This is a genomic window from Almyronema sp. (genome assembly GCF_052168255.1).
In the GTDB taxonomy this organism is placed as follows: Bacteria; Cyanobacteriota; Cyanobacteriia; order Phormidesmidales; family Phormidesmidaceae; genus Sphaerothrix; species Sphaerothrix epifaneia.
The window spans coordinates 1-10160 of sequence record NZ_JBQLZL010000044.1 but is presented as its reverse complement, the minus strand read 5'-3'; the positions used below and the strand labels follow the sequence as shown (position 1 = coordinate 10160).

12 protein-coding genes and 1 pseudogene are annotated in these 10160 nt (G+C 51.2%); 5 read left to right on the top strand and 8 right to left on the bottom strand.

The genetic code is table 11. From position 1 onward, the window contains the following. Nucleotides 1-147: 147 nt before the first annotated feature. Genes hisS through pedR form a run of 3 tightly spaced genes read right to left on the bottom strand, consistent with a single transcriptional unit; the run spans nt 148 to nt 2145 of the window. Nucleotides 148-1464 carry a histidine--tRNA ligase gene (hisS, locus tag ACTS3T_RS11050; protein ID WP_462934952.1) on the bottom strand — a complete coding sequence of 439 codons (1317 nt, stop codon included), beginning with the start codon at nt 1462-1464 and terminating at the stop codon, nt 148-150. A gap of 51 nt (nt 1465-1515) precedes the next feature. Next, nucleotides 1516-1833, bottom strand: coding sequence for a hypothetical protein (locus ACTS3T_RS11045; protein ID WP_462934951.1), 318 nt, complete (start codon nt 1831-1833; stop codon nt 1516-1518). Nucleotides 1834-1860: 27 nt separating this feature from the next. Next, nucleotides 1861-2145, bottom strand: a complete 285-nt coding sequence (pedR, locus tag ACTS3T_RS11040; protein ID WP_462934950.1) for a photosynthetic electron transport-dependent transcriptional regulator PedR — start codon at nt 2143-2145, stop codon at nt 1861-1863. A 329-nt stretch (nt 2146-2474) separates the two neighbouring features. Between pedR and thrS the strand changes: the two genes are divergently transcribed. The 5 genes from thrS to ACTS3T_RS11015 all read left to right on the top strand — a co-directional run bounded on the left by thrS (nt 2475) and on the right by ACTS3T_RS11015 (nt 7730). Beyond that, nucleotides 2475-4289 (top strand): threonine--tRNA ligase, encoded by a 1815-nt coding sequence (thrS, locus tag ACTS3T_RS11035; protein WP_462934949.1) that lies wholly within the window; start codon nt 2475-2477, stop codon nt 4287-4289. Nucleotides 4290-4466: 177 nt separating this feature from the next. After that, nucleotides 4467-4904, top strand: coding sequence for a hypothetical protein (locus ACTS3T_RS11030; RefSeq protein WP_462934948.1), 438 nt, complete (start codon nt 4467-4469; stop codon nt 4902-4904). Between the two features lie 208 nt (nt 4905-5112). Next, a complete protein-coding gene (locus tag ACTS3T_RS11025) occupies nt 5113-6747 on the top strand; it encodes an alpha-D-glucose phosphate-specific phosphoglucomutase (protein WP_462934947.1) in 1635 nt (544 codons plus the stop codon). 289 nt (nt 6748-7036) lie between these two features. After that, nucleotides 7037-7204: a rubredoxin gene (rd, locus tag ACTS3T_RS11020; RefSeq protein ID WP_462934946.1), complete on the top strand. Its 168-nt coding sequence runs from the start codon at nt 7037-7039 to the stop codon at nt 7202-7204. Between the two features lie 49 nt (nt 7205-7253). Next, nucleotides 7254-7730: a hypothetical protein gene (locus tag ACTS3T_RS11015; protein ID WP_462934945.1), complete on the top strand. Its 477-nt coding sequence runs from the start codon at nt 7254-7256 to the stop codon at nt 7728-7730. Nucleotides 7731-7772: 42 nt separating this feature from the next. On the opposite strand, the gene ACTS3T_RS11010 is transcribed toward ACTS3T_RS11015, so the two are convergent. From ACTS3T_RS11010 to ACTS3T_RS10990, 5 genes and pseudogenes are all read right to left on the bottom strand, one after another. After that, a complete protein-coding gene (locus ACTS3T_RS11010; protein ID WP_462934944.1) occupies nt 7773-8246 on the bottom strand; it encodes a globin family protein in 474 nt (157 codons plus the stop codon). Nucleotides 8247-8353: 107 nt separating this feature from the next. Then, nucleotides 8354-8701, bottom strand: a complete 348-nt coding sequence (locus ACTS3T_RS11005; RefSeq protein ID WP_462934943.1) for a rhodanese-like domain-containing protein — start codon at nt 8699-8701, stop codon at nt 8354-8356. An 18-nt stretch (nt 8702-8719) separates the two neighbouring features. Beyond that, nucleotides 8720-9259: a GIY-YIG nuclease family protein gene (locus ACTS3T_RS11000; protein WP_462934942.1), complete on the bottom strand. Its 540-nt coding sequence runs from the start codon at nt 9257-9259 to the stop codon at nt 8720-8722. Beyond that, nucleotides 9256-9591 (bottom strand): hypothetical protein, encoded by a 336-nt coding sequence (locus ACTS3T_RS10995; protein ID WP_462934941.1) that lies wholly within the window; start codon nt 9589-9591, stop codon nt 9256-9258. Before ACTS3T_RS10995 ends, ACTS3T_RS11000 begins: the two co-directional genes overlap by 4 nt. Nucleotides 9592-9818: 227 nt before the next feature. Further along, nucleotides 9819-10028, bottom strand: a pseudogene (locus ACTS3T_RS10990) (Uma2 family endonuclease); the annotation flags it as partial. Nucleotides 10029-10160 lie beyond the last annotated feature (132 nt).

The window sequence follows — 10160 nt, the reverse complement described above, 5'->3', positions numbered from 1 at the left end:
GGAGGGGGGAGGGGGGAGGGGGAGAGGGGGAGAAGGGGGGAGCTTGCGTTGGTGGCTTGTGGGCATTGGAGGGTTGCAAGGCGGGGGGCGATGGCTTAACAACTGCGATCGCCCGCATGTTCGCTGGTATGCCACTGAATAAGCTGATCAGTTTGATCGGTTGGCTTGAATTTGCTGCTTGAGTTGGGCGATCGCGTCAGACAAGCCTGCCTGAGTTAGCTCTTGCTGATCGCCTGACTTCAGCCACTTGAGCTGCACGGTTTTATTCTCGGCTTCGCTGTCTCCCAAAATTAAGCAGGCTACCGCGCCACTGCGATCGGCTCGCTTAAACTGCTTGCCAAAGGCCGAACCACTCAGGTCAATTTCAACTGAAAAACCTGCTTGACGCAAGGTTTGGGCGATCGCCAGCGTTTGCCGCTCTGCCGCTTCTCCCCGCGACACGATATAAAAATCTAGCTGGGGCGGCTTAGATTCATGCAACTGTTGCAACAACAGCGTAAGCCGCTCTAGGCCAATGGCCCAGCCCACCGCTGGCGTATCGGGGCCGCCCAGTTCAGCTACCAAACCGTCGTAGCGACCACCGCCGCACACCGTAGCCTGCGCCCCCAAGTCAGCCGACTGAATTTCAAAGGCGGTATGGGTGTAGTAGTCTAGCCCTCGGACCAGGCAGGGGTTTAGCTCGTAAACAATACCTAAATCTGTCAGAATTTGCTGCACGGTTTCAAAGTGCCGCCTAGAGTCGTCGCAGAGATGATCCAAAATGCTGGGGGCGCTTTGCACAATCGCTTGGGTCTGCGGATCTTTGCTGTCGAGAATCCGTAGGGGGTTGCGGCTGAGGCGATCGCGCGAATCGGCATCTAAATCATCTTTATAGGGCGTTAAATAAGCCACTAGCGCCTCTCGATACCCCTGGCGATCGCGCTGATTGCCTACCGAGTTGAGGTAAAAGCTGAGGTTTTTAAGGCCAAGTGCCTGCAAAATATCCGTCGCGATCGCCAGCACTTCTGCGTCGGCTCTGGGATCTCGACTGCCCAATACCTCTACCCCTAACTGCGAAAACTGGCGCTGGCGGCCTTTTTGCGGACGCTCATAGCGAAACATTGGCCCCGTATACCAGAGCCGCTGAACACCGCCTTGGGCATAGAGATTGTGCTGAATATAGGCTCGTACCACTCCAGCCGTATTTTCGGGTCGCAGCGTCACCGCGCGATCGCCGCGATCTTTAAACGTATACATCTCCTTGCCCACCACATCTGTGGCTTCACCAATGCCGCGTTCAAACAAAGCCGTCTGCTCAAAAATCGGCGTGCGAATTTCGCGGTAAGCCGCCCGGTGCAAAATGCCTCGCGCCGTGGCTTCTACGGTTTGCCAAATCGCTACATCCGCGACTTTGACCTCCTGCCCAACATATTGGGTCAGCGGCAGGATATCTTCTGTTCCCGTCAGCTTTTGTAGCGTCCCCATCAGCTTTCTTTCACGATTCAAACTAGCCCATCGTATTGTAGTGGAAAGCGGCTAACGACCAATGTTTTCCCAAGCGCCGTAGCGATCGCCGTAGTAAGTCAAAATCTCTTCTACCTGCGCTTGAAACGTCTCTGCTGACTCAGCCGGATAGCGAATCCACAAGCCTCCCACCTGGCTTTGCAAATAGTCAAATTCCTGAGCGGTTTGGGGCAGCAAACCCGTTTCAACCTGATCAATCTGCCGTAAATGAGCCGCCACTTCTCGATATACCGCTAAAGGCAGACGCGGGCAGCGTAGCTGAAACTGTAGTTGCTTGGGGGCATCGTCGGGGTTGACAGATGAAGATGAAATCGAACTGGTCTGACCCATGAGAAAAATTGTAGTAAAAAGTCTTTGCTAAGCCATTCCCTTAGGGGAAATGTTGGGCAAGGGGCAGCAATTAACGTCTTCAAGACACACCTTGCCCCATTGCAACGCCCATTTCACCAAGGCCACGCGGTTGCCTGTAGCCGTTTTGGTGAGAATATTGCTGATATGGTTATCGACAGTGCGCTTGCTAATTTCTAGTTGCTCAGAAATTTCCTGATTGGTCAAACCCAAAGCGACTAGTTCAACAATTTGCAGTTCCCGCTCTGAAAGCGTGCCTGTGGCATTTAATTGGGAAGACTCGTTGCCCATCATGACTTTTCCCGCGCCTCGGTGACTGTGTATATCTGCCTAGCTATATTTGCCTAGCTTACCTCTTAATGTTAAAACCCGGTACCATACTTAGCTACGCTCAACCGGGCTGCTTAACGACTTGTGACGCCTGCTGCGTCAGTCGTTAAAGTTTGTCATCCGGTTTCGGAGTGCCGTCGTTAAGATAGAGAGAAGCGCATCGCCTGGTTAACGATTTCGTTCTTTGAGACGCGATGGTGAAGGCCGTGAAATCCCATTAGGATTGATCTAGCCCTGCGTTTACACAGTTTTGTTTGTTTAGCCGTTTCCTTTGTCAGCTTTCCTAGTTTCTAATGTCTCAAGCAGCCGCCAACGCCGTTCCAGCGCCACCAGAAAAAATCCATCTGCCCCGTACAGATGAGTCAGAGCAGCTCAAGCGTATTCGTCACACCTTTTCTCATGTGATGGCGATGGCTGTGCAGCGGTTATTTCCAAAGGCTCAAGTAACCATTGGCCCTTGGATTGACTATGGCTTCTACTACGATTTTGATCACCCTGAGCCGTTTACGGAGAAAGACCTCAAGGCGATCAAAAAAGAGATGATCAAAATCATCAACAAGGGGCTACCCGTTGAACGAGAAGAGCTAAGCCGCGAAGAAGCCAAAAAGCGAATTGAGCAGCTAGGAGAACCCTACAAGCTAGAAATCTTAGAAGGACTGCAAGAGCCGATTACGCTCTACCATTTGGGGCAAGAGTGGTGGGATCTTTGTGCTGGGCCACACGTTGACAGCACCAAAGCGCTAAACCCAAAAGCTTTTGAACTCGAAAGCGTGGCTGGGGCTTACTGGCGCGGGGATGAAAAGCGGGCACAATTGCAGCGCATTTACGGCACAGCTTGGGAAACGCCAGAGCAGCTACAAGAATATCAGCGGCGGCGGGAAGAAGCGAAAAAGCGCGATCACCGCAAGCTGGGTAAAGAGCTGGGTCTGTTTGTGTTTTCAGACGAAGTAGGGCCAGGGCTACCGATGTGGACCCCTAAGGGCACTATTTTGCGATCGACGCTGGAAGATTTTCTCAAGCAGGAACAGATCAAACGCGGCTATCAGCCCGTAGTGACGCCCCATATTGGTCGGGTAGAGCTGTTTAAGATTTCTGGGCACTGGCAGAAATATAAGGATGACTTGTTCCCAATGATGGGCGAGTCAGAAGCGGAAGGGTTTGTGCTAAAAGCGATGAACTGTCCGTTCCATATTCAAATTTATAAGTCTACGCTGCGCTCTTACCGGGAGTTGCCGCTGCGGCTGGCTGAATTTGGTACGGTTTATCGCTACGAGCAGTCAGGCGAACTCGGCGGACTCACACGGGTACGCGGCTTTACCCAAGACGATGCCCACCTGTTTGTAACGCCAGAGCAGCTTGATGATGAGTTTCTCAAGGTGGTGGATTTAATTCAATCCATCCTCAAGGCGCTGCGGCTAGATAAGTCCTTCCGGGCTAGGCTTAGCTTTAGAGATCCGCAGTCTGACAAGTACATCGGCTCGGATGAGGCGTGGAATAAAGCCGAAAATGCCATTCGTCGCGCCGTCGAAACCTTAGGCATGAGCCATTTTGAAGGCATTGGCGAGGCGGCTTTTTATGGGCCAAAGCTTGACTTTATTGTCACCGATGCCCTCGATCGCGAGTGGCAGCTTGGCACCGTACAGGTAGACTACAATTTGCCTGAGCGCTTTAAGTTAGAATACGTGGCCGAAGATGGCACCCGGCAGCGGCCAGTGATGATTCATCGGGCACCTTTTGGTTCTCTAGAACGGTTGATTGGTATTTTGATTGAAGAGTATGCCGGTGACTTTCCGCTGTGGCTAGCGCCAGTACAGATTCGGCTGTTGCCCGTTACCGAGGAGCAGCTAGGTTTTGTGCAGCAGGTAGCTGAACAGCTTCGACAAAAGCAAATTCGGGTTGAGGTTGATACCAGTGGCGATCGCCTAGGTAAGCTCATCCGCAATGCTGAAAAAGCCAAAATTCCGGTGATGGCGGTTGTCGGTGCGAAGGAAGTTGAAAGCAATAGTTTGAGTATTCGGACGCGGGCTTCGGGAGAACTCGGAACGATGGCGGTGTCTGAGGTTCTAGAGAAAATGGCGCAGGCGATCGCCCATCACACCGATTTCTAGGCTCTACAGCTAGCTGGGGTTAGGGTTGGCCAAGGTGGGATCGCCTTGGTGCGGTTCGAAGCTGTGAAAAAAGTCATGCCCCAGTCGTGACCTTTGCCTCAGGTGGCCGTCGCTGCCAATTTTTAGCATAGGGATGTCAGCTGACAAAAACTCAGTTTTTATCCCGGAGATCATCCCATGAAGATTAACTTGCAAAAGTGGCTAGCAGGTAGTGCAGCGGCGATCGCCTTGGCGGTTTCGGCCACAGCCCTAACAACCGTTAGCGCCCAGGCTCAAGATTTTCAGTTGCCGATTTTAGCAGAGCTAAACCTCACGGCTGACCAGCAGGCTCAGCTAGACACCCTGCGGCAAGACACCCGCAGCCAGGTAGAAGCGATTTTGACCCCTGCGCAAATCGATCAGTTTTTTAGCACGTTGCAAAGCCAGCAAAATATCCGCACAGCCATTCAAGCTGCCGATTTGACTGACACCCAAAAAAGCCAGCTTTGGCAGGTTTTTCAGTCTAGCCGAGAAGCTGCCGCAGCGGTGCTAACCGACGAGCAACAACAGCAAATCCGCACTAGCCTACAAGAACGCTGGGGCGATCGCGCTGGTAACCGTCCGTTTCGGCGTTAACGCTAGCACAGGCGATCGCTGATAAAGTACGGCCTTGCACCAGGGGTTTGGTTAGCCAAATCCCTGCGTGTCGTCTGATTTGTCTGAAAAACCCCCACTAGAGACTGAGAAAAAGAACCCCTTCCCACTATTATCTTGAGGGAGGCTATGCCTTCGTCGATGCGAAATCGCGAGTGTCGCTCAAAAAACGCTTGGGAAGGATATTTCAATGTCTATCCGCACAGTTGCAACCAAACCCTATTCTGATCAAAAACCAGGAACCTCTGGACTGCGCAAGCAGGTTCCCGTCTTTCAGCAGGAAAACTATCTAGAAAACTTTATTCAGTCTATCTTTGACAGCCTCGACAACCTTCAAGGTCAAACCCTGGTACTCGGCGGCGATGGGCGCTACTACAACCGTCCGGCCATTCAAATTATTCTCAAAATGGCAGCCGCCAACGGGCTAGGCCGCGTCATGGTAGGGCAAGGCGGCATTCTATCGACCCCGGCTGCTTCCTGCATTATTCGCAAATACAAAGCTCTAGGCGGCATTATCTTATCGGCTAGCCACAATCCGGGTGGCCCCCAAGGCGATTTTGGCGTCAAATATAACACCGAAAACGGTGGGCCTGCACCGGAGAAGGTGACGCAAGCGATTTTTCAGCGGAGCCAAGAGATTGACCACTACAAAATCCTGGAAGCCAACGACATTGACCTCGACCATATCGGCTCGACGCAGCTAGGCTCTATGCGGGTTGAGGTGATTGATTCTGTCACAGACTACGCCTCACTGATGGAATCCATTTTTGACTTTGACCAGATTCAGCAGTTTGTCACCTCCGGGCAGTTTCGCCTGTGCATGGATTCACTCCACGCCGTTACCGGGCCTTATGCCAAAGCCATTTTAGAACGGCGGCTCAATGCCCCTGCCGGAACCGTCCTCAATGGCGAACCGTTAGAAGATTTCGGCGGTGGCCACCCCGACCCCAACCTAGTCTATGCCCACGACCTAGTCGAAACCATGTTTGGCGATCAGGCTCCTGACTTTGGCGCGGCTTCAGATGGAGACGGCGATCGCAATATGATTTTGGGCAATCACTTTTTTGTAACGCCCAGCGATAGTCTGGCCGTCTTAGCAGCCAATGCCAAACTCGTACCGGGGTATCGCGCTGGGCTAGCAGGTGTTGCTCGCTCAATGCCCACCAGCCAAGCCGTCGATCGCGTTGCTGAAAACCTGGGGATTGACTGCTATGAAACGCCTACAGGGTGGAAATTTTTTGGCAACTTGCTAGATGCGGGTAAAGCGACCCTCTGCGGCGAAGAAAGCTTTGGCACCGGATCTGACCATGTGCGCGAAAAAGACGGGCTGTGGGCTGTGCTATTTTGGCTAAATATTCTCGCTGTGCGCCGACAATCGGTAGAAGCGATTGTCAAAGAACATTGGCAGACCTATGGCCGCAACTACTATTCGCGACACGACTATGAAGAAGTGGCTTCAGAACCCGCCAATCAACTCATGGCCAATCTGCGGAATGCCGTCAAAGAAATGAAAGGGCAACCATTGGGCGATTATCAAGTTGCCTATGCAGACGACTTTAGCTACCGCGATCCGGTAGACAACAGCGTGAGTGAAAAGCAGGGTATTCGCATTGGTTTTACCGACGGTTCTCGCATTGTCTTTCGCCTGTCTGGTACGGGTACGAAGGGAGCCACGCTGCGGGTTTATCTCGAAAGCTACGAGCCTGACCCAGCTAAACATGAGGTAGAAACGCAGGCTGCACTAGCCCCTTTGATTGAGCTAGCCGATGAAATTGCTCAGATCAAAGCGCTGACAGGCCGCGACCAGCCGACTGTTATTACCTAATAGGCGATCGCTCAGACAGACTGAGGTGTGCGGTAGTGCGCTTTTGGTCTGTCTGGCAGTCAAGGTCAGCGGCATCAATCTTCAGCCTGATGGTCAGCGGCAACCCGGTTGGTATGATAGCCAAAGGCTAAAGCGGCAGACAGCAGAAAGCTTTTCTGCCAGAGGCTTTCAGTGATTGAAGTGGCTTAACGCTAGTGGCGACAGCCAGAGCAATTACAGTGTCTCAACCTTAGTGGCGATGGCTATATCTGCCCTGTAGGATAAAAACGATTGGCGAAATGAAAAAGTAATGAAAAAGTACCGTTGCCTTGCCTGCAGCTACGTTTACAATCCAGAACAAGGAGATCCAGATTCTGGCATAGAAGCGGGAACTGCGTTTGAAGACATTCCAGATGATTGGGTCTGTCCTCAGTGCGGCGCTGCTAAAGCGCAGTTTGAACCGCTTGATGCTGAGTAATGGGGCTGACAAATCGCGATCGCTAACCGCACGTTAAGGAGTCTCAGGTGTGATTAATAAACAACCTAATCGGTCTAAAAAATCTGGTTCTAATCGATTTTTGACGGCTGTGAACTTCCTAGCGATCGCCACAACGGTTGCCATCCTGGGTGGCTTTATTGTCTATTTCGTAGTAGCCAGTTTTGACAACAGTGTTGGCTCTGGGGTGCGTAGCCTTGCCGCTACGTTTCTGCCTGTCATTGTGCTGACCTATATTGGGCGCTATAGCCAGCTTTTTCGTTCGCAGCACCGGGTGCCGCTGTTCAATATTTTCTTTATTTATGCAGTCTGGCTCATCATCTTGATGTTAGTTGTCAGACTGATTAATCACGAAACTTTTCCAATTGGCGAACTTTTGTTTTCCGGTACCCTGGCGACTATTTTTTGGCGAGATGATACCAAATCGTTCCGAGGCATCCTTTCCTGTAGCTACGGAGTTTTAGTCGGCTTTTTGGTTTATGTTATTTTTTTGGTGCCTTTTGTTTAACGCTGGGTTGTTGGCGTGGGGTTGGGCTTCTGGTCTATATTGCTAGCCTTGCCCTAAAATTTCGCGGCTCATTTCTAAAATTGGGCAAAATAGCTCAGCCTCTTGAGGCGAAAGTACCTGCTTAACTACGTCTTGCATAATTACGTAGGTAGCATTGCAGCTACGCTCAGCCTTGAAAGAGCGCATAATGGTTTGAAACCAAAGCAGCATTCGTTCGCGGAAGGTATCAGGATCGTCAATTAACAAAGCCGTCGCCGCGTAGCGCAAAACTCGCACTGTGTCCGTTTTCCACTTCTGGCTGAGGTCAGTGCTGCCACTTTTCAACAAAGAAGCATCGATCGCTTTTAGTTTTTGATAAACCTGATCGATGATCTTGGCTTCTGCCGCCTGAATTTTTTGGTAAGCGCCAAAGCGCAAACGAGCCGTTTTGAGGTAGCTTTGCAAAAACATCAGCTCAGCATCGGTGGCGTAGCGTCCGTCGGTGTCGAGGCTGAGTTGGGTAAGCTGGCTTAGCATAACAACTATGGGTGGCTGTGAAGGGCTATGACGGCAGGGTACCCGTCTGAATTCATTTCTTAACCCTGTGGTTGACAGAAACCAGTAGCCGACTAAAACACCCCAGCTTAATAACGGGGAACGGTGGGATCAACCCGGCACGAATAGGCATCAATGCCGCCGACTAGGTTTTTGACTTGCGTAAACCCCTGGCTAATTAACCATTGACACATCTGGGCTGAACGGAAGCCGTGATGACACATCACAATCGTTTCGGCCTCGGGGTCATAGCGGGTTTGAATTTGTTCGGCCCACTGGCTAAAGTCGCTGAGCGCCAAATGGTCAAAGCCATCAAGCCGAGCGATCGCTAACTCGTCCGCTTCTCGCACGTCAATTAGCTGAAGGTCTTCAGCCGCCGCTAGCCGTTGAGCCAGCGTCTCCACCTCAATTTGTCCCATTTCTGCAGAAGCGGTCATCGCTAACCTGTGCGCTGTTTACTTTAAATCTAACAGTCCTTGCTCTTTTAGCTTCGGGTTAAAGCGCAAATCCATCTGCACCCCCCGTTGTTTAAGTAAGTCTAAAATATCAGCTTCCACCCGACGCGCCACCTGCTTGAGCAGCTTGATTTGTCCTAGCTCGTCAGTTTCGGCAAACTGCTGTTTTTCCGCCGCCGTCATCGTTAACTTGGCATCTACAGGCTGATTCCAGCGATCGGCGTCAGCGTCGTTGCCTACAGGGGTTTGGCCGTTTTCCGCAATCCAGGCGTCGCGAATGCTTTCTAAAATGGTGCGGTTAGGGCGATCGATGGTTTTTACTTTGAGCCAGTAGCAGGCTAGCGGTTGTCGCATGAGATGCTGTTTCAAGCTAAGGGCGACATCGCGAGAGTAGCCAACATACTGAAGCCGATGATCTGAGTCAAAAATGGCGTAAATGCCGACTTTGCCCTGAAACTGTTCAGGAATTTGGCCACTTTCATCTAAATAAGCGATGGCATTGAGGTCAGCTAAGGCAGGAATTGAAGTCTGAAAGGTCATCGCTTGGTTTCTACCCGTCGGTAAATCGCACACAATCGACTGGGCTTAAAGATTTTGGCTTTAAACATGAAGGGGGGCGGCACATTCACCAAAGCATGATCAGCAGATTGATGATAAGGCTCAAACTCGGCAGGCATGCCTTTGGGGGTTGCTTCTGTGTAGGGAATAGGCTGAAAGAGCAGTTCGGTAAATTCCACTTGCTCGAAACCCGCTTGCTGAGAGATCTGCTTGAGAAAGCTGGGTTCTCGCAGTAGCTCAAACAAGGTAGCTCTGGCTTCTGGGGCTAGCGTAAAGCTGCTGTCGTAATGCTGAACAATTTTTAGGCGAACCATGACAAAAAGCGATGCCTGCTTGTTTAGCCTATAGCGATTTTGGCTGGCTGTCAGCCCTGATCAGAGACTGATCTCTAGCTTACTCGGAACTGCAATGAGGTTAACGGCTCTGCTTTAATCAGTAGACTAAGCCAGCTAACGTTCCTAACCAGTGGCGGTAGACAACCCTTAACTCCGCAGCAGCAGCTTTCGCTTGTCCACCGTGTTGGAGTTTTTATGCCGCTTGGCTACCTATTAGCCTTCAAAACTTGTTCAGCCGTTAGTTTCAACTGTGGAAAGGTTGAAGAAACGACCATCTCACTGCCTCGAAGCTGCTGAATTTTATACTCTCCATCCGCTAGTGTGCAGATGGAAAGGGTCGGCTGTTTGGGTTTCCCAATGTGTCGAGTACTTCCTAATCCCGCGTAGTCAGCAATCCAATATTCTGGGATGTTTAAAGATCCTGTCCATCATCTGTTATTGGACGCTCCTCAGCAATGGTTTTATTTGAGTTTCCATCGTTGTGTTGAGCAGGGTTGCTATTCAGATGATTGGGGAGCTGATGGGGAAGTGATATTTGCGGACAAGGT

Bases quoted from the DNA above. Each gene is read 5' to 3' on its own strand.
- thrS (WP_462934949.1), top strand. From the start codon at position 2,475: ATGTCTCAAGCAGCCGCCAACGCCGTTCCAGCGCCACCAGAAAAAATC.
- ACTS3T_RS11045 (WP_462934951.1), bottom strand. From the start codon at position 1,833: ATGGGTCAGACCAGTTCGATTTCATCTTCATCTGTCAACCCCGACGAT.
- ACTS3T_RS11010 (WP_462934944.1), bottom strand. From the start codon at position 8,246: ATGCTAAGCCAGCTTACCCAACTCAGCCTCGACACCGACGGACGCTAC.
- ACTS3T_RS11025 (WP_462934947.1), top strand. From the start codon at position 5,113: ATGTCTATCCGCACAGTTGCAACCAAACCCTATTCTGATCAAAAACCA.
- rd (WP_462934946.1), top strand. From the start codon at position 7,037: ATGAAAAAGTACCGTTGCCTTGCCTGCAGCTACGTTTACAATCCAGAA.
- ACTS3T_RS10995 (WP_462934941.1), bottom strand. From the start codon at position 9,591: ATGGTTCGCCTAAAAATTGTTCAGCATTACGACAGCAGCTTTACGCTA.
- ACTS3T_RS11030 (WP_462934948.1), top strand. From the start codon at position 4,467: ATGAAGATTAACTTGCAAAAGTGGCTAGCAGGTAGTGCAGCGGCGATC.
- hisS (WP_462934952.1), bottom strand. From the start codon at position 1,464: ATGGGGACGCTACAAAAGCTGACGGGAACAGAAGATATCCTGCCGCTG.
- ACTS3T_RS11000 (WP_462934942.1), bottom strand. From the start codon at position 9,259: ATGACCTTTCAGACTTCAATTCCTGCCTTAGCTGACCTCAATGCCATC.
- pedR (WP_462934950.1), bottom strand. From the start codon at position 2,145: ATGATGGGCAACGAGTCTTCCCAATTAAATGCCACAGGCACGCTTTCA.
- ACTS3T_RS11005 (WP_462934943.1), bottom strand. From the start codon at position 8,701: ATGACCGCTTCTGCAGAAATGGGACAAATTGAGGTGGAGACGCTGGCT.